This window comes from Ancylomarina sp. YFZ004 (assembly GCF_054254355.1).
In genome coordinates this window covers 267,248-288,235 of record NZ_JBTCHQ010000002.1, presented here as the reverse complement: position 1 = coordinate 288,235, position 20,988 = coordinate 267,248, and the positions used below count along the sequence as shown (strand labels likewise).

17 protein-coding genes are annotated in these 20,988 nt (G+C 34.3%); 10 read left to right on the top strand and 7 right to left on the bottom strand.

From position 1 onward, the window contains the following. Positions 1–68 precede the first annotated feature (68 nt). Positions 69–1,100, bottom strand: a complete 1,032-nt coding sequence (locus ACXR6G_RS04455; protein ID WP_458360196.1) for a glycosyltransferase family 9 protein — start codon at positions 1,098–1,100, stop codon at positions 69–71. 346 nt (positions 1,101–1,446) lie between these two features. Here ACXR6G_RS04455 and ACXR6G_RS04450 point away from each other — a divergent pair, with 346 nt between their 5' ends. The 4 genes from ACXR6G_RS04450 to recO all read left to right on the top strand — a co-directional run bounded on the left by ACXR6G_RS04450 (position 1,447) and on the right by recO (position 4,979). Further along, complete coding sequence (locus ACXR6G_RS04450; protein ID WP_458360195.1) at positions 1,447–2,271, top strand: universal stress protein; 825 nt, start codon at positions 1,447–1,449, stop codon at positions 2,269–2,271. A gap of 237 nt (positions 2,272–2,508) precedes the next feature. Continuing rightward, complete coding sequence (locus tag ACXR6G_RS04445) at positions 2,509–3,333, top strand: universal stress protein (RefSeq protein WP_458360194.1); 825 nt, start codon at positions 2,509–2,511, stop codon at positions 3,331–3,333. Between the two features lie 170 nt (positions 3,334–3,503). Then, the gene (locus tag ACXR6G_RS04440; RefSeq protein ID WP_458360193.1) at positions 3,504–4,076 is read left to right on the top strand and encodes a non-canonical purine NTP diphosphatase; all 573 of its coding nucleotides are present in this window, start codon (positions 3,504–3,506) and stop codon (positions 4,074–4,076) included. Positions 4,077–4,250: 174 nt separating this feature from the next. Then, complete coding sequence (recO, locus tag ACXR6G_RS04435) at positions 4,251–4,979, top strand: DNA repair protein RecO (RefSeq protein WP_458360192.1); 729 nt, start codon at positions 4,251–4,253, stop codon at positions 4,977–4,979. A gap of 88 nt (positions 4,980–5,067) precedes the next feature. Here the strand turns inward: recO and ACXR6G_RS04430 are convergent, their stop codons facing one another. From ACXR6G_RS04430 to ACXR6G_RS04415, 4 genes are all read right to left on the bottom strand, one after another. Continuing rightward, a complete protein-coding gene (locus ACXR6G_RS04430) occupies positions 5,068–5,748 on the bottom strand; it encodes a deoxynucleoside kinase (protein ID WP_458360191.1) in 681 nt (226 codons plus the stop codon). Positions 5,749–5,757: 9 nt separating this feature from the next. Continuing rightward, positions 5,758–6,387, bottom strand: a complete 630-nt coding sequence (locus ACXR6G_RS04425; protein ID WP_458360190.1) for a deoxynucleoside kinase — start codon at positions 6,385–6,387, stop codon at positions 5,758–5,760. A 101-nt stretch (positions 6,388–6,488) separates the two neighbouring features. After that, on the bottom strand, positions 6,489–7,253 hold the full coding sequence (locus tag ACXR6G_RS04420; protein WP_458360189.1) for a hypothetical protein: 765 nt from the start codon (positions 7,251–7,253) through the stop codon (positions 6,489–6,491). A 10-nt stretch (positions 7,254–7,263) separates the two neighbouring features. Continuing rightward, entirely contained in the window at positions 7,264–8,778 is a 1,515-nt protein-coding gene (locus ACXR6G_RS04415; protein WP_458360188.1) for a GH3 auxin-responsive promoter family protein, read from the bottom strand. A gap of 242 nt (positions 8,779–9,020) precedes the next feature. Here ACXR6G_RS04415 and rbfA point away from each other — a divergent pair, with 242 nt between their 5' ends. The 3 genes from rbfA to ACXR6G_RS04400 all read left to right on the top strand — a co-directional run bounded on the left by rbfA (position 9,021) and on the right by ACXR6G_RS04400 (position 11,410). Continuing rightward, positions 9,021–9,359 carry a 30S ribosome-binding factor RbfA gene (rbfA, locus tag ACXR6G_RS04410; protein WP_458360187.1) on the top strand — a complete coding sequence of 113 codons (339 nt, stop codon included), beginning with the start codon at positions 9,021–9,023 and terminating at the stop codon, positions 9,357–9,359. A 50-nt stretch (positions 9,360–9,409) separates the two neighbouring features. Further along, complete coding sequence (locus ACXR6G_RS04405) at positions 9,410–10,630, top strand: FtsX-like permease family protein (protein WP_458360186.1); 1,221 nt, start codon at positions 9,410–9,412, stop codon at positions 10,628–10,630. Positions 10,631–10,750: 120 nt separating this feature from the next. Beyond that, positions 10,751–11,410 (top strand): hypothetical protein, encoded by a 660-nt coding sequence (locus tag ACXR6G_RS04400; RefSeq protein WP_458360185.1) that lies wholly within the window; start codon positions 10,751–10,753, stop codon positions 11,408–11,410. A gap of 77 nt (positions 11,411–11,487) precedes the next feature. On the opposite strand, the gene dusB is transcribed toward ACXR6G_RS04400, so the two are convergent. Next, positions 11,488–12,480 (bottom strand): tRNA dihydrouridine synthase DusB, encoded by a 993-nt coding sequence (gene dusB / locus ACXR6G_RS04395; RefSeq protein WP_458360184.1) that lies wholly within the window; start codon positions 12,478–12,480, stop codon positions 11,488–11,490. A 264-nt stretch (positions 12,481–12,744) separates the two neighbouring features. On the opposite strand from dusB, the gene ACXR6G_RS04390 reads away from it, so the two are divergent. From ACXR6G_RS04390 to ACXR6G_RS04380, 3 genes are all read left to right on the top strand, one after another. Next, on the top strand, positions 12,745–15,513 hold the full coding sequence (locus tag ACXR6G_RS04390) for a DUF3352 domain-containing protein (RefSeq protein ID WP_458360183.1): 2,769 nt from the start codon (positions 12,745–12,747) through the stop codon (positions 15,511–15,513). A gap of 135 nt (positions 15,514–15,648) precedes the next feature. Continuing rightward, complete coding sequence (locus ACXR6G_RS04385; RefSeq protein ID WP_458360182.1) at positions 15,649–17,304, top strand: hypothetical protein; 1,656 nt, start codon at positions 15,649–15,651, stop codon at positions 17,302–17,304. Between the two features lie 96 nt (positions 17,305–17,400). After that, positions 17,401–18,825: a DUF5723 family protein gene (locus ACXR6G_RS04380; RefSeq protein WP_458360181.1), complete on the top strand. Its 1,425-nt coding sequence runs from the start codon at positions 17,401–17,403 to the stop codon at positions 18,823–18,825. A 78-nt stretch (positions 18,826–18,903) separates the two neighbouring features. Here the strand turns inward: ACXR6G_RS04380 and ACXR6G_RS04375 are convergent, their stop codons facing one another. Further along, on the bottom strand, positions 18,904–20,892 hold the full coding sequence (locus ACXR6G_RS04375; protein ID WP_458360180.1) for a GTP-binding protein: 1,989 nt from the start codon (positions 20,890–20,892) through the stop codon (positions 18,904–18,906). Between the last annotated feature and the right edge of the window lie 96 nt (positions 20,893–20,988).

Sequence of the window (20,988 nt, the reverse complement as noted above, 5' to 3'; positions counted from 1 at the left end):
TCATTAGGCATAAAAAAAAGAGACCTTAATTGCTTAAGGTCTCTAATGTTTTTCACTTTTGTTTCGATTTAAATCATTTCTAAAGCTTCCTTGGCTACCCATTCTGGAGAAATATCTACCATACACTTTTGATACACATCCTGAGAGCACTTCCCCGATCCATCTTTCGTACATGGGCGACACTTCATATCAACTTCTAATGTTTTAATCTGTGCGCCACTCGTAAAACCAAAAGCTGTTGGTCCCATTAAGGATAGGGCTTTTATATCAAACTTATCTGCAGCATGAAGAAAACCTGTATCTCCAGAAATGACCAGTTGTGATTTCTGTACCAGGTAGCAGGATTCCAATAGATTGGTTTTACCCATTAGGTTCAGAACTCTATTGGGGGCTACTTCTTCAATTTCTTTGCAAAATAAATCATCAGGCCCTGCCAAAATCATAAACTTGTAATCGGGCAGATTCAAAACGAGTTTTTGCCAGTGCCCAATAGGCCAGCGTTTCATGGGCCAAGCTGCAGAAGGGACAAGAGTGATTAGTTTTAAATCATCTTTATCCTTGAAGTTAAGAATGTTTGAGTCAATTTTCTGTTTGAGTTCTTCTGGAAAGTACCAATCTGTTTTATTGATAGAAAAATCTGTAATTCCCCACTGTTGAAGAGGCTTTCTGAAAGAAAGCATCCCTCTAAATGGCATAGGGAATTTATCGATTCGAAATTTGAATAAAAGGATGCGTTTTATTCTGTCTTTACTACGAAGTGTGTAGTTTGGACCAATGTCAAACCAGCGCTTCCATCGAGGAACTAAAACTGTTTTGAGAACGATAGAGCGAATATTACTATGGGCATCGAATATATAATCAAATTTTTCTTTCTTCAATTCTTTGGCTTGTATCCAAAGCCCCTTAAAACCAGCTTTTCTATCGAATCCCCAAATCTTAGTGATGCGATTATCCATTGCTAGAAAGGAGGACATGTCTTTTCTAGCAATCCAATGGATTTCAGCATCTGGATAATGGTTCTTAATACCATCAACAACTGTCATACATTGAATAATATCGCCGATGGAAGAAAAGCGAATGATGAGGAATTTTTTAGGCATGGATTCTGTTTTTTAGCTTGAAAGACAAAATTAGAAAGTTTTTTGTCAAAAGCTTAATTCTAGTCTTGCTATTGGGGTTCAAATAAATGAATTAGGAAAAAAACTTGATAGGCGATCACATTATTGATCCAGCCTTATAGATTTTTATTGATTATAAATGTGCAGTCGTCAAAATATATATTGGAAATTGGAATAGTCTTAGTAAATTATATATCAGAGCTTAAGGTGGAGTGTGATGGGTTCGATGCAGATCAATTTATGAGAAAGAAAGTGATTTGATAAGGGCTCTTAATTGACATCTTTAGGTTAGGCTTTAATAAGATTTTACCCATTAAATCCTACTGAGATGAAAAAGAGAGGGAAAGTAATAGTTGTTGGTTGGGATTTTTCAGAATATTCAAAGCTTGCTTTAGATCATGCTTTGTTTTACTCATACCAGACCAATATGAAGATTTGTTTGGTGCATATCATCAAACGAGAATCTGTTGAAAAAGAGAAGAGTATCGAGCTGCAAAAAGTTGTTGATCAGGTTTATCAGAGCAGAGGGAAGCATATTGATATGATGGTTCGTCATGGAAATGTGTCTGAAGGATTATGCTCTGCTGCCAAGGAAATTTCTGCTGCTGTCATTTTTATAGGCACACATGGCGTACAGGGTATTCAAAACTACATAGGCAGTCATGTTATGCGTATAATAATGGATTCTCCTATTCCTTTCGTGATTGTACAAGCTCCTCGTGAAAAGCATACTCATTTTTCCTTAGTATGTCCTATCGATTCACGGAAAGAGAGTAAAGAAATTCTATATTGGGTTGCTTATTTTGCTCAAGTTTTAGGGGCTAAAATATCATTGGTTTATCCTGAATATAAAACTCAAACAAGAATCCTTAGAACTAAGGCAAATGTTAATTTCTCTAAACATTATTTGAGTGATTGCAGTGTGAATTATGAAGAGGTAAAGTTGAGCTCAAAACAATTCAATAATGCCATTGTCGACTATGCGAAGAAAAAACATGCCGACTTAATTTTTACCATAACCAAACGTCAACCCAAGGTTCAAAAAATATTTTCTGCTCCAAAAATCCAGTACTTAATTGCAAATAAGGAGAAGATTCCTGTATTGTGTGTAAATCCTCGCAAAGACTTATGGTCATATGGAACTTATAAATAAAGATGATTTAAAATTGCAAAGGATTTTGGTGTGATATTGTGATTGTTATGTATTGTTTGTGCATTTCTGTACTTGTGCTGTAAGGCTGTTCATTTCTTTTATTTAATTGAATAAGATTAACTTATATTTTTGAATTTAACTTTTGTTTTGTTAGTTTTAGGCAAAGTAATATTTTCTTTTGAATAGAAAAATACTTTATCCAAATAAGATAAAAGTGTAATTGTCAAAAAAAAAGAGATGATAGAGAACGGGAAAACAATATTTGTGCCATGGGATTTTAAGGGCGTTTCTGAGTATGCTTTAGATCACGCTCTTTTTTATTCATCTAAAACTAAACTTGATGTTTGTTTGATTTATGTTGTCAAGAAAGTAGACCTTATAAATGAAATTAAAATAAAACTCGATAAAATTGCAGCTGATGTTTTAGCTAGAAAAGGCAAACGGGTGCGAACTATTGTAAAAGTGGGAAGTTTTCATTCTGGTTTAAAAGAGGCAGCTGACGAAAATCAGACAGCTATTATTTTTGTCGGTATCGATGGTTTTAAAGGGATTCAGAAATATGTTGGAACATCTATTCTAAATGTTCTATCGGGAGCTGTTATTCCATCTGTTGTGGTTCAGAGACCTAAGCGAACAAGAAGTACTTTTTCGCTCGCTTGTCCGATTGATCAAAGAAAAGAGAGTAAATTATTATTAAGATGGATTGCTTTCTTGGCTCGATTTATTGAGCTTAAAGTTTATCTGGTTTATCCTGAATTTGAAGAGGCAGGACAGAATAGGAAAATATTTAGAAATGTTGCCTTTGCTAAGAATTTTTTGAATAAAGAAAAGATAAATTTTGAGAGTGAATGCTTTAGTGTTTTTGATTTCAATAATTCTATCGTTAGTTTTTCACGTAAACGTGGAATAGATTTGATTCTGAATTTAACTAAAAATGAATTGGATTATAGAAGTTTCTTTACAACTCCTAAGAGTCATTATTTGATAGCCAATACTGAGAAAATTCCAGTCATGTGTATAACACCTACACGTGGTATGTGGAAGTTTATACCTTTTAAATAGTTTTTAAAAATATTTTATAATGAATCCCATTCTTTTGAATTGGGATTTTTTTTTCTTCTAGATTTGATTTCTATTTAATGATCTAACATTTCAGAAATTAGAAATTTTTAAAGAATGCCATTATCTTTGAAGTGAGTTATAATTCTTATAAATATTAAAAATTTCAATATATGAAACTTGTTTTTGCAACCAATAATCAACACAAACTTTCAGAGATTCAAAATATGCTTGGAAATGAATTCCAGGTGTTAAGTTTAGCCGATATCAATTGCGAGGATGAGATCCCAGAAGATCATGAAACACTTGAGGAAAATGCGAGCCAAAAAGCACACTATATTTATGATAAATTTGGGGTGAATTGTTTTGCTGATGATACTGGCTTAGAAGTTGCTGTTTTGAATAATGAGCCTGGAGTATATTCTGCACGTTATGCTGGCAGTTCACGTTCATCAGAAGGTAATATGCAGAAAGTGCTTGATAAACTTGATGGTCTTAAAGAAAGATCTGCACGATTTAGAACTGTTATTTCTTTAATCATTGATGGCAAGGAAAAGCAATTTGAAGGTATTGTAAATGGTGACATTTTGAATGAAAGAAAGGGGAAAGATGGCTTTGGTTATGATCCTATCTTCCAACCTGCATCATATGATGTTTCTTTTGCAGAAATGTCTTTATCTGATAAGAATAAAATTAGTCATAGAGGAAATGCAGTACGTAAATTAGTTGAATATTTACTTAAGTAAATCTGATGTAACAATCATTAAATGAGCAGTTAATTAGTGTTGTCGTTGTTTAGGTGTATTTGAGAATATTATTGAGCTAAATTAGGGTTAACCTAGAATTAACTTTAAGTAAGTAACTTACTTATTGCTCTGTTTTTTTAATCTGATATCAGATATTATCTTTATTTCATTTGTATGATTCATAAAACGAAAGCTATTATATTAGGTCTGGTAAAATATGGTGAAACAAGCCTTATTGTCCATGCTTATACCGAAAAATTCGGTCGGCAAAGTTATATGGTGAAAGGGGGAAGAGCGAAGAGATCTAGAACCAAATCAAACCTTTTTCAATCTCTTTTTATTCTAGATATGAATGTTTCTCATAGAGATGGGAAGAATCTACAAATGATTAAAGAGGCTCAGTTTGCAGAATCAATTCCTCACCTAAATTTTGAAACTCAGAAGAATCATCTTGTTTTATTTCTAGCAGAGGTTCTTTCAAAGGTTTTAAAAGAGGAGGAAGGAGAAGCTCAGTTATTTAGCTTTTTGAGTAATCATATTTCCTATTTGATCCAGATCGATAAAATACCTAAAGCATACCACCTTAGTTTTTTATTAAATTTAACTAGATTCCTTGGGTTTTACCCACATGATAATTGGTCAGAAGAGAATCAGTTTTTTGATTTGGATAATGCTGTTTTTGTAGGTTTGGAAAGTAGACACGCACATTGTTTGAATAGCCATATAAGTGATTTGTTGCACTTAATTCTAGAGACTCAACATAGTCGTGTCGATGAAATCGATTTATCGGCCGACGATTTAAAAATAGTGCTTAGAGCTATCTTGAACTTTTATGCCGTGCACAGTCATGGATTCACTAAGTTAAAATCACTAACTGTATTTGAAGATTTGAATGATTTTTAATCAGGCTTGCCTGGTCATAAAATAAAAGCTCCAAGAACTTCTAATGTAAGATCTTGGAGCTTTATTAATTATGAATATTTTTATTCTTTTAAAATAGGCCGTGAATTTGAGCTTCAACTTGGTCCATTATCGAGTTAAGATCGTTTGGATTCTTAAGGAAATCGATATTATCTGCATCCACAATAAGAAGTTTTCCATTTGTGTATTCCTTAATCCAGTTTTCGTAACGATTATTCAGGTTTTTAAGATAATCCAAGCGAATAGTTTCTTCATATTCTCTACCTCTTTTTTGAATATTATCAACAAGGGTTGGAACTGATGAACGTAAATAAATTAATAAATCTGGAGCCTGAATCATCGAACTCATTAGCTTGAAAAGCTTGCAGTAATTATTAAAATCACGTTCAGTCATTAAGCCCATATCAAATAGGTTCGGCGCAAAAATTTGAGCGTCTTCATAGATTGTTCTATCCTGAATGATATTTTTACCTGATTTTCGAATATCCATGATCTGAGAAAATCGACTTTTCAGGAAATAAATTTGAAGATTGAATGACCAGCGTTTCATGTCATCGTAAAAGTCATTCAAGTATGGGTTTTCATCAACATCTTCGAAGTGAGCTTCCCATCCGTATTGTTTGGCAAGTAGTTCGGTAAGTGTCGTTTTTCCTGAGCCTATATTTCCTGCAATAGCGATATGCATAGCGATATTATTTTCTGATTGTAAATCCGATTGCTTTCGGATGGATTCTGCATGCTTTAGATGCAAAAGAATGTTTTAAACTAAATTTTCTGTGAAAAGGCCATGCAGATTGGCATCGATATTTGAGATAACCTCAGATAAATCCTTAGGGTTTCCTAAGAAATCAATATTATCAACATCAATGATCAATAATTTTCCTTTATCATATCCTTCAATCCAAGCTTCGTAGCGCTCGTTTAGATTCTTTAGGTAGTCTAGACGAATGGTTTCCTCATAATCACGTCCTCTGGCTTGAATATGCCCTACTAGAGTAGGGATAGAAGCTCGCAGATAAATTAACAAGTCTGGAGCTTGAATCAGGCCACTCATGACCTCAAAAAGAGCGACATAGTTTTTAAAATCTCTCTCTTCCATTAGGTTCATACCATGTAAACTAGGCGCAAAAATATGAGCATCTTCGTAGATGGTTCTATCCTGAATAATTTTCTTTCCAGTTTTGCGTAGAGCTAAAACTTGGTTGAAACGTGAATTTAGAAAGTGAATTTGCAGAGGAAATGACCAACGCTTCATATCTTCGTAAAAATCGTTTAGATATGGGTTCTCATCAACATCCTCAAAGTGAGCTTCCCAAGCGTAATGTTTCGAAAGCAAACCGGCTAAAGTTGTTTTGCCAGCCCCAATATTTCCTGCAACAGCAATATGCATTGTTATGTTTAGTTTTATTCTTGAAAAAATCAACTAAAATTAAGAATAATTTTTAGGAATGCAACTTCTTGTTTTTGGATTGAAATTGTACAGCTTTTATATCAGTGATTTAGCTTTTTTATCGAGATTTGGTCTCCACAAAAAATATAGATTTTGTCGGACTGGATTTTGCTTTGTCTATCATTTGAATTTTTCATTTCAAAAACGATGGAGTCCGTTTTTCCTTGTGGATTATAGGCAAACCAAGTCTTATTTTTTAGATAAAGAAGAGCCTGATTCTTAAAACAAAAATCTGTTATTCCTGTTAATGAAACTTCCTGGAGGAATCGACCAAATTTATTTAGCACTAAGAGTCCTTGTGTGGGAATTAAGAAATATAGTTTTTCTTGATATTCAATTATTTTTGAAGGAGGTACATCTTTTATATAGGAAGATAAAAGGCTACTTTTATTTGAGATTTCACCTCGCTTAGAAATCAGGAAAACTTGGTTGTCATCATTATTATAGATCCAAAACCCACCAATGGAAGCATCACAACAAAGCTGTGTTTCATTATCAGAATAGGTGTATAAATCAATTGGATCTGCTATTGGAGTTAAAGTTTGATCTAAATATAGAATCTGGTTGAACTCCTTATAAAATAGAAGTAAACGAAGAGGGTTGGATACATCAATAGACGTTATTTCACCTAATAAAGCATCTGAATAATTAGAAACGAGGCTCTTGTCCGATGTGAACTTCTTAAGTACATTTCCATCAATGGTGTAGATAGAGCCCAAGTGATCAATTTCTAAAATTCGATGATTATTTTGAGCTAAAATATTAAGTGAGCTGACTAGGCTCAAGATTAGGATGATGAATTTCATTGCTTGTATTTTAAATCTGATTCATGCTTAAAACTTCATCAATCAAATCTCTATTATTGGCTAGACGAGGTACTTTATTTTGGCCTCCCAATTTACCCTTTTTCTTTAACCAATCGTAGAATAATCCAGGTCGTGCTATTGTGATAACAGGCTTATCTAGAGTTATGTTCTTATAACGCTTAGCTTCATAATCGGAGTTTTGACTCATCAATGCATTGTCTAGAAGGTAGTTGAATTCATCTATGCTTGCAGGAGCTTTTTCAAATTCGATTAACCACTGGTGTGCGCCTTTTCTGTTATCTGCCATATAAATTGGTGCACCCATATATTCTTTTAGAATGGCATTGGTTTTAGTGCAAGCCATTTGCATGGCTTTTTCAGCGTTATCGATAATTATTTCTTCTCCAAAAGCATTTATAAAAAGCTTCGTTCTTCCAGATATTTTGAATTTATATGGCTTTAGGGATGTGAATTGAACGGTATCTCCAATTTGATAGCGCCACAAACCTCCATTTGTTGTGATGATAATGGCATAATTAGTATATAATTCAACATCTTCGAGACTTAAAACTTTTGGATTCTCATCGTTAACATTCTCTAGAGGAATAAATTCATAGTAAATGCCATAATCGAGCATGAGTAACATGGATTTGTCATGAAGATCGTTTTGAATACCAAAAAAACCTTCTGATGCATTATAGGTTTCCATATAATTCATCTTTTCCGGAGCAAGAAGTGAGTTGAATTGATCGCGATAAGGATCAAAACAGACACCACCATGAACGAATAATTCTAAATTGGGCCAAATTTCATGAATGCTCTTTTTTCCACTAACTTTTAATACATGTTTTAATAAAACCAAATACCATGATGGAACACCTGAAAGGCTGGTGACATTCTCGTTAAGAGTAGCCTCAGTCATTCTATCAAGTTTTTCCTCCCATTCTTCTAAAAGAACAATAGATGAATCGGGTGTACGGATAAAATCAGCCCAAAATGGTAAGTTTTGAATTAAAATTGCTGACAGATCGCCATAATAGGATTCATTACTAAGGTTATTTATTTGATGAGATCCACCTAAGGTGAGTCCTTTCCCTTTTAGTATACCCGTGTCTGGGAAAAGTGATGTGTAAAGTGTTAGGATATCTTTTCCGCCTCTGAAATGACAATCTTCCATGGCTTCTTTGCTCACGGGAATAAACTTACTTTTAGAATTCGTTGTGCCTGATGATTTTGCAAACCATTTTATTTCGCTAGGCCAAAATATATTTTGTTCTCCTCTACGTAATCTATCAACGTAAGGTTCAATATCTTCATATGTTTGGATTGGAAGACGTTGTTTAAAATCACTTAAGGTGTTAATCGTTTGGAAATCATATTTTTTTCCCCACTCTGTATTTTTAGCATTGTCTAAAAGTTTGGTTAAAACTTCGTGTTGTGTATCAATAGGATGCTCTTTCGTGAAATCAATTTCCGAAAGGCGTTTGGTATTGAACCAGGTAACAATGGAGTTAATTAGAGGCATATGTCAACTTAACGTTATAGATTAACAAGTAAATTATAAGCTTAAATATAAGTAATTTATTTTGTTAAAAAGTTGACTTTTTGTCCAAATGAACAGATATTCTTGTTAAACTAGATGTGGTTTTTAGGCTAGTTGCTGAAATTTGTTTAAATAAAATCGTTCAATATTAAAGGAATACTATCTATTATAGATTAATCCCTATCTTTGCCAAGATAAATTAGAAACAAAGAAAATCATATATAATGGAATCAACCAGACAGAGTAAGATATCAAGATTGTTGCAAAAGGATTTAAGTGAGATTTTTCAAATGGAATCACGTAACCTTTTTCAAGGAAAGATGATTTCTGTTACACGAGTTAGAATTAGTCCTGATCTGGGATTAGCAAGAGTTTATTTAAGTATCTTCCCTTCAGATCAGGCCGAAGCTGTTTTGAAGGAAGTGAAAATTCAAACGAAAAATATGCGTCGTTTATTGGGTAATCGAGTAGGAAAACAATTGAGAGTTGTTCCCTCTTTATCTTTCTTTGTAGACGATTCACTTGATTATATTGCAAATATTGATTCTCTTTTGAAAAAATAATTGCCCTTATTCCTAAATTCTAAAGATCATCGATTTTATAAGCTAGCCATTTGAATTTACCTTTCTACATAGCCAAACGCTACCTGGTTTCTAAAAAGAAACAGAATGTAATCAATATCATTTCTATGATATCGGTGGTTGGTGTGAGTTTGGGAACCATGGCATTAATTATTGTGTTATCGGCTTTTAATGGCCTTAATGTCTTGATTGGGAATTTGTTTGGGAGTTTTGATCCTGATCTTAAGATTTTACCCCTAACTGGTAAAACCTTTATTCCCAATTCTTCGGAATTTGCTCAAATCAAGAAGATGGATAAGGTTCTGTTTTATGCAGAAGCCTTAGAAGATAATGCCCTTCTGAAATATGGAAATCGTCAACGCCCAGCCATTGTGAAAGGTGTAAGTGAAGATTTTACTTTGATGACCGGTATTGATACCATGATGATTGATGGAGAGTTTATTTTGGATCGGGGAAATCATGAATCTGCTGTATTAGGATATGGCGTGGCAGGAAATTTAGGTATAGGCTTAAATTTTATCGATCCTATAAAATTTTACGTCCCTCGTAGAAATGCAAAAATTGGCCTTAATCCTATTGATGCTTTTAAGATGGATTTTCTTTATCCCAAAGGTGTATTTGCCATTCAAGAGGATTTTGATTCGCAATACGTACTAGTTCCTATGGCTTTTGCACGCCGCTTGTTTGAGAGGAAAGAAGCTGTTAGTGCTATTGAAATTAAACTTAAAGATCTTGATCAGTCTGATGAGGTTCAAGAGCATATTCAAAACCTTTTAGGTGGGGATTATGTGGTTAAGAATCGTTTTCAACAGCATGATGTTCTTTTTAAAATGATGGAAACAGAGAAGACAGCTATCTTTTTTATTCTATCTTTTATTTTGGTCATTGCCTCTTTTAATATTATTGGATCTATGAGTATGCTGATTATCGATAAGCAAAACGATATTGAGACACTTAGAAGTATTGGAGCAAATAAAAAATTGATTCAACGAATTTTCTTAATCGAAGGTTGGTTAATTTCCTTATCAGGAGCATTGATAGGAACAGCTTTAGGTGTTATAATATGTCTGTTACAGCTTAAATATGGTTTTGTTAAAATAGGAGGAGCAGATAGTTTTATCTTTTCTCAATACCCTGTTAAAATTGAACTAGTAGATGTCTTGATTGTATTTATAACCGTTGTAATTATTGGTTATTTGGCTTCTCGTTTACCTGTTAGATATCTTACCCGTAAGTTCTTAAATGTAGGTTAATGCATTTTATTGCTTAATCTTCTCACATTACAAAACTCTTCAGCACAATAAAACTGTACCTTAGCGTTTATTATATTGGTTGTGCTTGAGAATCATAATCAGAACTAAAATTTAAACACTATGACTCGAATCTTTCTTTTTATTTTATTTTTTGTTGGTGTTGGTATGTCTTCACAAGCACAACAAATTGCAAAAACAAACACCGGTAGAGTCGTTGTTTTATTTGATAATGGCACCTGGAAATATGTAGATGATAAACCTGACGATAAAGGTAAAACGATGACTGCTGCCATTACTGCGAAGGTAAAAGTAATCAATGCTAAGATTGAATTAAAAGATGCTGAAACCGAGAAGCTAAATTTCATAAAGGGGCCAAGTGCCAAACTTTTAAAATATTTCAAGCATAAAAATATCGTAAACGCTGACTTTAATCTTATTTCTAAGGATGGAAGAGTGAGTTTAATGATTGATTGGAAAGTGATGACTGGTGAAGGGTTTTCTTACTTTGGTTACATTAAAAAAGGAAACAAAATTAGCCTTGAGTTGATGGGAGGCCAAGTTGTTGACCTTATTTATACCGAGGAATTTGAGCCTAAGGAGTATGTGAAATATGGTTTTTCAACTTATAGAACTCAATTGAATTTAAGTCTGGAACAAATTGCTTTATTGCAGTCGAATATCGTTACAAAGGCGACTATGACCTGGAGTAAGCGTAGCGAAGATTATAAGATTACAAATCCGGCATACTTTGTAAGCGAGTTACCCAAGTTGATGAAGTAAGCTTAATAAGATAAAATAAAAAAAGCTGGTAAGTCATTCGACTTGACCAGCTTTTTTATTTGTATGACTTAGAATATCTAATCTTCAGAAATGCTTTCTCCCCATTGATCTGAAATACCATCAAGTATTAGCATCAGTTCATCATAATTTCCTGAACGAAGCATTTGAATACGAGTTTGCTTAAAATTGTAAAGACCTTTAAACATACCTGCCATATGTCGTCGCATATGAAGAATACCACGTGTTTCATCTATCCAATCGATAGCAGCATCTATTTGTTGTTTTAGCATTTCAACTTGCTGAGAAACTGTAGCTGGAGGTAAAAGTTCACCAGTTTTCAGATAATGTTTCACATCACGAAAGATCCATGGCTTGCCAACAGCTGCACGTCCAATCATAATGGCATCCACACCATATCTATCGAAAGCCTCTTTAGCTATAATAGGGTTTGTAATATCGCCATTCCCTATAATAGGGATATGTATACGTGGGTTGTTTTTCACCTTCCCAATCATATCCCAATCAGCTTTCCCAGTGTACATTTGGCAACGGGTTCGACCATGAACGGTTAATGCTTGAATCCCAGTGTCTTGTAGTTGTTCTGCAAGATCGACAATGATTTTAGAATCTTCATCCCAGCCTAATCGGGTTTTAACCGTGACAGGAATATTGACAGCTTTAACAACTTCTTCGGTAATCTTTAGCATCAAAGGAATATTCTGAAGCATACCTGCCCCAGCTCCCTTTGTCGCTACTTTACGAACAGGGCAACCAAAGTTTATATCAATAAATTCAGGATTAGCTTGCTCAATAATTTTGGCAGCTCCAACCATAGCTTCGACTTCCTTGCCATACATTTGAATGGCAACAGGACGTTCATCATCAAGAATGGTCAGTTTTTTCATTGTACGATTTACCAAGCGAATAAGTGCATCAGATGATACAAATTCGGTGTACATTAAATCGGCACCATATTGCTTACACAACAAACGAAATGGTGGGTTGGTCACATCTTCCATGGGTGCCAGTAACACTGGCTGATTCCCTAAATCTAAATTTCCTATCTTCACTTTATAACCTGTATTAAGAGCTAGCACAATGATGTCAAAAACACAATATTGATCTGATGTAAATACTTAATTCAGACCGACTAAAATCTCTATTGTTGTCTTTTTATTTGACTGCAAAGATATAACAGATCTTCAAATTAAAAATAGGGCCTTAGAAACATCTGTTTTTTTAATAAAAGCAGGCTAAAAGGTATCATGTAGTTTAAGTATAAAATGTTAATTTTGTTTCTGTTGTTCAAAATCTGCTATAGAAAAACTGTTTGTATGCTAAAAAAAAGTTTGATTCCCCTAATAGCCATATTCTTTATAGGAATACTTGTTTTGGCTTATTTATATATGCAAAAACAGGAAGAATATAAGACTAGTGATCACTTCTTAGCTATTCCCGCCTCTTCTGAAATTATGATACATTTTGATGACTTGGAAGAATTGATTTCTAAACTTAGCGATAATCAAGGTGTGTGGAAAGAGCTTTGTCAATTTAAAACCCTTAGTGATATTGACAATAACTTAAAAGATTTTTCAAATCTTATAAACGACCCATCTTCTGAGGCAGAATTGGATTTAGATCGATCCTTGACGATTGCAAGTCAGATCATGGGAAAAAATCAGGTTGAATACCTCTATGTTCTTCCAGTTCGCAGTTACCTTGAAGAGAAAAGAATTCAATCTTTCATTCAAGATAAATTGAATTCTCAAAAAGCATTGATCAATCGAAAATACAATGGCGTGAGTTTATATACGCTACCAAAATCTAATTCTGGAAAGGAATATTTGCATTTCTGTTTTTCAAAAGGATTAATGATGGTCAGTTCATCCATGATTTATCTTGAAAATTCTGTTAGACAACTTGATGAATCTGGTTCTATTAGCGAATCGATGGGCTTTGATCAGATTTATAAGACGAAGGGTGAAAATGTAGATGCTAATATTTATTTTAACCTTAAGAAATGCCAAAAACAGTTTGCAAGCCTATTTGATAAGGATTTAAAATCACATATAAACCATTATTCTCATCTTGGGAATTGGGTTGAATTGGATTTAAGCTTCCGTGATCATTTGGTTCTTCTGAATGGTTTTACTTATTCCAATCAACAAGAAAATAATTATTTGAACGTGTTCATGAAGCAGGATGCCGTTAAAATGGAGATGGAATCTATTTTACCAGCAAATTCAGGCTTAGTTGCGATTTTAGGATTAAATGATCCAAATCAACACAAGAATGCATATCGTAAATTTCTTGAAGGGAATGATGGTTTAGAGAATTACTTAGCGGGATTAAAAATATTGAAGAATAAAACTGGAATCGATTTTGAGAAGTTGTTTTACTCACTAATCCATAGGGAAATAGCTCTTGTTTATCTGGATAACCAGACAGATAAGGAATTTTCAATCATTAGAACTAAATCAGCAAGTGCAGCCAAAGAGAAGTTGGTGAGTATGTTAGCGGCTTATGCTGAAAAAACCAAACGCAGCTTGTCGTATTATTCGACAACTATAAAGCTAGATGGTGCAACAAGATTCGATGTTTTTAGAATGCCCGATGATTTGATATTTGAGAAGATATTTGGTCGCATGTTTAAGGGAGCTCCTTCTAACTATGTTACCATTTTTGAAAATTATTTGATTTTTGGAAAAACTAAAGCTCAGTTATCAGAATTTATTCATGCCTCTTTCCTAAGAAAAACGTTAGATAAAGATCCTGTCTATGATGAGAGCAAGGAATATTTATCGAATAAGGCGAATTTCTTCTTTTATACCTCAATGCCTCGATCAAATAAGGTAGTTACCAGTTTCTTGGGTGAGAATTATCAAACTGATATTTTAGAACAAAGAGAAAGCCTCAATAAGTTTCAAGCCATTGGACTACAAATGAGTGTCAATGAAGATTTGATTTACAATAATATTTTTGTGAAACACAATCCTGTCTTAGAGTTGGCTCCTCAAACAGTTTGGGAATCGCGTCTTGATACAGCTTTTGTGCATAAACCTTTCTTGGTAAAGAACCATTATACTCAAGAGAAGGAAATTTTGGTTCAGGATCTAAGTAATCAGCTTTATCTTATCAATCCTGCATCGGGTCGTATTCTATGGAAAAAACCTTTATCATCTTCTATTGTGGGTGATGTTAGCCAAGTGGATTTATTCAGAAATAATAAGTTGCAATATGTGTTTGTTACGGAAGATAAATTATATCTAGTCGATAGAAATGGTAAAGATGTAAGAAATTATCCTGTTCTATTACGATCTAAAGCTGTAAGAGGCTTGTCTGTTTTTGATTACAGCAAGAATAGAAATTATCGATTTTTTGTGCCAGGACTTGATCAAAAAATATACGCTTATTCAAAAGATGGAAAGATATTAGATGGGTGGAAATTTAAAAAAGCAGAAAATCCTATTATTAGTGAAGTGCAACATTTTAGAATAAAGAGTAAGGATTATATTGTTTTTGCTGATGAATATCGTGTATATATCCTGAATAGGAAAGGGCAAATTCGCTTAAAACCTAAGAAGCAGATTGCTAAATCGAAGAATAATATTTTCTACTTTGAGAGTGCTAACTCTAAGAATTTAGATAGATTGGTTACTACCGATAGAGAAGGAAATATCCAGTATTTCTATATGAATGGTAATGTTGAGACCAAAAATATAACTGGTTTAGATAATGATCATCATTTTGTAGCTAGAGATATTGATGCTGATGGTGCATCTGAATATATTATAAGTGACCAGAATAAATTGCATGTATACGAAACGAATGGGAGTGAGATTTTAGAAAAGGAATTTTCTTCGACTATTTATGGAGCTCCTGCAGTTTATCGGTTTTCGAGAAATAAATGCGAGATAGGAATTTGTTTAAAACATGATAATGAGTTACATCTCATCAATACCAATGGGGATAATCACAAAGGCTTCCCATTAAAGGGAAACACTGCTTTTTCAATTGCTTTTTCGAAAGGAACACAAAAAGGCTTCTACTTATTCGCATGTGATGATCGTAACTTCCTGTTGAATTATTCCGTTAAACTGTGATATTCAGTGATAAAAAGCCTATATTTGGTGTTTAATTAAATGTGGAGTGAACGATTATGTTTTGAAAAGGGTGTTTACTTTTGCGGATAATTACTGATAGTATTATAATTTTAAACGACACAAATCATTATCTATATGAAAAAGAAACTCCAAATCCCTATTTTGCTAGTCTTGTTTTGTTGCTTGACTATGCCATTTAAATCATGCGTTGATTCTGATGACTATGATTTCGATAAATTATCTGATAAAATTGATTGGCAACCAAATTTTGTAGCACCTGTTGGTTATGGAGAGTATAGTCTTTGGTATTTGTTGAATCAGCATAAGGCAGTATCAGCTGATCAAACAATTGTTCTTGGTGATGATGGTTTAATTCACATCAAATATACCGAAGCTAATATTTTTGAATATTCTGTTGACGAAGTCTTAGAGTTTCCAAATGACAATCAACTTGAAAATGATGCAAGTAAAGATATCGGTACGTTTCCCAACGGTTCCCAATTATTAGGAGATAAAAGTTTTAATGTAGAAAGTAATTTCGCATTTGAAACAGGTGATAGTCAAATTATTCTTTCAGAAGTTACTTTTGGAGCTAATCTAAACTTTACTATTTCAAATCCAATTAATAAAAATATTGAGATAAAAGTTTCTTTACATGATCTAGTTGATAATAATCTTATTGAGGAGAAATTGATTGATGTAGTGATATCTAATTCCTCTCAGAGTTTTGTATGGAACCTATCTGGTACGACTTTGCCATTTGTAATAGATGATAATACAACGCAAAACACAGTTAAAATAAATTTTGAAATTCTTGTTAAGGATGATGGAGTAGATGTAGTTTCTAGCGGCTCTCAATTAGGGATAAGTTATAAATTACAAGATGTTAATTTTGATGTTGCCAAAGGTGATTTTGGTGATCAAACTATCGATATTGGTTCTGGTGATATCGACTTGGGTGTTGACTTCTGGGATGACATCGATGGTGAATTCACTTTCGCTGATCCAAGTATAAAACTAGTTTTGAACAATAAGGTTGGCGTACCTTTTAAGGTGTTAGCTAATATGACAGCTTCAAATTCTGATGGAGTTACCTTAAATCTAGATCCTCTTGATCAGTTACCAGATTATCCTAAAACTGAAGCCGAGGTATTAGAAGGTATAGAAGTCTCAATCATATATAATAAGGATAATTCTCAGATTGTACCGTTTATGGCTTTGCCTCCTTCAGGAAATATTACTTATTCGGGTAGTGTAATAATTAATCCTTTAGACTATAATCCGTTAGCTCCAGGGAATGATATCAATATTATCACAGGGACATCATCTATTTCTGCAGATTTAGAAATGGATATCCCAATGGATTTCAAGGCTGACAATTTAAGTATTTCTGATACCATTGATGAAGTTGATATTGATGATGCAGAGAAGATGATAAAGGCTGCCATTATTATCACATCGGAGAATGGCTTACCATTGGATGTTATAATTGAAAACGTATTGTTTACTGATGCAAGTTTCGCAGTACTTTCAACAATTTCGAATGAAAGTATTATCAAGGCTGCAGGAGTTACTGCAACGGGTGAGGTAGATGCATCTACAATTACTAAGGAGATTAGTAGAATTGAATTGACTGCAGATCAGATTAAGAGTTTGAATGATACTGAAAATATCATTATTAAAGCTTCTGTGAATACATCTGGTGATGGAACACAGTCTGTGAAACTTAAAGGAACCGATAAGTTGAAATTTTCAATTGCGGTAAATGCACAACTTGACCTATCTAAATAACCTTAAGCTTTTATACACATGCATAAAACAATAATAAAATATAGCCTGCTGTTATTTGTCGGATTAATAGTGACAAATTTAGCCTCAGCACAAAAAATGAATAACACACTGTATTTAATGCAGAATGTGCCTCAAAGCAATCAGTTGAATCCAGCAATTCAGCCAGAATGCAAAGTCTTTATTGGCTTTCCAGGTTTGAGTTCAATCTACTTTAATTACGCCAATAATGGTTTCACTTATAATGATATCATTAAAGACGGAACGGGCTTACAGAAGGATTCATTAGTTGTGGATATTAATAGTTTCCACGATGCTTTGAAATCGACAAATATAATTTCAAATCAATTAGATTATACATTTTTATCTTTGGGAATTCGTGCCAAGAAAATGTTTTTCACACTTGATGTGAGTTCAAAAGTTGATACCCGTTTAGGTTTTGATAAAGGTTTAATTTCTTTTTTTAAGGATGGTAATGCCGGATACATGGGACGTACAGCAAATTTGGGTGCTATAGGACTTGAGGGGACTGCCTATAATGAAGTTGCACTGGGTGTATCGAAACAAGTTACTGAGAAGTTGACTGTGGGTATAAAAGCTAAGATGCTTTTTGGAGTTGCCAATATGCATATGGATCAATCTAATTTATCGGTTTTTACATCAGAATCGGGTGATTTGGTTCAGCTACGTTCTAAGCAATTAATGAAAGTATCTATGCCTCTTGATATAACACAAAAGATTGCTGATGATGGAACAAATTACATTGACGATATCGATGTTTTGGATGATGATATGGATGCAAACTTCTTTTCAGGAACTAATAATAAGGGTTTTGCTTTTGATTTAGGAGCGACATACCAATTCGATGATAGAACAACTTTCTATGCTAGTATACTAGATATTGGAGGTATTAAGTGGAATGATTCGTATGAGTTGTATCAAGATGCAAGTTTTGATTGGAAAGGTGGCGATTGGTCACAGTCAGGAAATTCGAATGATCCTAACTATCGCGAGATTGAGGATGTAATGGAAGATTTGACGGATTCCATTTCAGATGCTTTCCGATTCAGAGATAATACAGGATCTTATTCTAAAGCTTTGCCGACTAAAGTGTATTTAGGAGGTTCATATGAGCTGAATGAGCGTATTAATCTTGGAGCAGTCAGTCGTACTGAGATTTATGATGGGAAGTTTCGTCCTTCTTTAACTTTATCGGCTAATACTCGTGTGATTCGTAATTTTTCGGCATCGGTAAGTTATTCTATGGTGAATAACTCGTACAATAATATTGGCGCTGGTATTGCTGCCAAGTTGGGACCTTTCCAAATTTATGCGGTGAGTGATAATATTCTTGCTATGAATCCAAACACGGCTCAAACAGCTAATTTTCGTTTTGGTTTGAATATGATGTTTGGTTGTCGTAAAAAAACTAAGAAGAAGGATGTTTGTAAAATTCAGGAAGATCTAATTCTTGAGCATATGGAAAAAATAAAAGAACAAACTAGAAAAGAAATTGAAGAGTAATTTCTCATTATTAATATTTTAAAAAAAAGAGCTTGTCTGAAAGGATAAGCTCTTTGGGTATTATGGTAAATGATTTAATTACATTCGCCATTCATTGGTTTTAAAAGCACCTCTGGCATGTAGTATCCACTGGCTTTCGTCCAGAGGATTAACCCCTTTATATTCTCTCTCTTTCCCTTCTCCTTCGGGGCAATCTTGATAGCCAGAAAAGCCAAACTTCACTTTCCCTTTACCGCCAGTAAGTGAACTTAAACGGATATTAAAATCCATAGATGTCGCAGCTGGAACTTCCCCCTCTAGGTGAAATTTCCCATCGTCGAATTCAGGATTGGCAAATACAGCTCGCATCTGATTCAATTCACTCGCAATTTTTCCAAGAAATTCTTCTGGTGCAGATATTCTGAACTTCAATACGGGCTCTAATAAGTTTGTGTTGGCTTCTTTCAAGCCTTTCATTAGTCCCATTGGAGTCGCTATCATAAAATCACCAGGACGTGAATGCATCTCGTGATCTTCTCCCTCTATGAGTGTAATTCTGATGTCTGTAACTTCCCATCCTTTTATTCCTTGTTCCAAAGCTTTAGGGATGGTTCGTTCCACTTCGTTTTGATATTTTTGTAGAACATCGTTAACCCCAACTGTCGATTCGTAAACTACGCCGCAACCTCTTTCTCCTGGTTCAATTTTGAATCGTAAGACTGCCCAACATGGCTTTGGCATGGTGTAACGAATATAGCCTTCAATTTCTTTTGCGGGTGTTTCTTTATATACAACAGTTGGTTCGTCAAAACTGACTTCTATGCCAAATCGACTACGAAGAAGCATCTCCAAAATTTCCATTTGGATGGTTCCCATGATATGAAGATTCATTTCCCGATCTTCTTTGAACCATTCAAATTGCAATAAAGGATCTTCACTTGAAAGTTCTTGCAAGGCTTCAGCAAGCTTGGCATAATCGGCCTCATTTTTTGATTTAACGCCAACAATCAGTAGTGGAATTTGCAGTGTTGTATTTTCGGGAATACCATTTTTATTTCCTAATATATCGCCAACCTGGACTTCTGGCATACCACTTACCAAACCTATATCTCCAGCTTGCAAGCTCCCAATATCAACTTGTTTATTGGTGTAAATCTTTCGGATCTGAGCAACTTTCTCATCTCTGTTAGCAATTACATTCCGTATGCTATCTCTGTTTTTCAAACTTCCTCCAAACATTCGAATATGCGCCAAACGCCCCAGGGTTTTATCGTGTTCAATTTTAAATACCAGAGCTGAGGGTTCGATATCTGATTCTGCGGATGCATTGGGAAAATAAGTCACAATAGCATCGAGTAATTCAGTCATTCCCGAGCCATTTTTAGCCACTCCCAATAATACAGGGTTTATTTTTGACTGCTTGCACAAGTGCTGAGCTTTAGAAATACAGTAAGAGGGATCCAATTTTTCTCCATCCAAATACTTTTCGAGGACTTCCTCGTCGGTATTGGCTAAGACCTCGAGAGATAATTCTCTTAGTTCTTCTCCCAACTCGTTGGTTTCATCTTGCCATAAATCACAAATTGCAGCTTCATTACTACCTTCCTCTAAGCAAGATTGGAGAGAAAAGACAGGCGCTTTTAGTTCCTTTTGTAAATCTTGAATAACCTGAAGGACATCGGCTCCAGAACGATCAATTTTATTGATGAAAATCAGAACAGGAATGTCTCGTTCACGAAGAGCTTCGTATAAAGTATGTGTATGTGCTTGGACGCCTTCTGCGGCCGAAACAACGAGTATGGCAGCATCTAAGACTCGAAGGACGCGTTCCACTTCGGCCGAAAAATCGACGTGACCTGGTGTATCAATCAAATTAATCTGCGTGTCTTTCCAAATAAAGGAGGTGCAAGCAGAGCGTACCGAAATACCACGTTCTTTTTCTACTTGAAGCGAATCGGTGATGGCACTTCCCGAATCGACACTTCCCATTTTTCGTGTTGCTCCACCAAGAAAAAGGAGATTTTCAGTTATTGTTGTTTTACCAGCATCTACATGAGCCAGCACAGCTATATTTCGTATGTTTTGCATGTTTTTCAAAATAGATTCTGAAATAAATTCAGGCTATGAATATAAGCAAGTATAGTGGAGGATAAAAAGGTTTAATAATAAATAGATTTGAGGCTT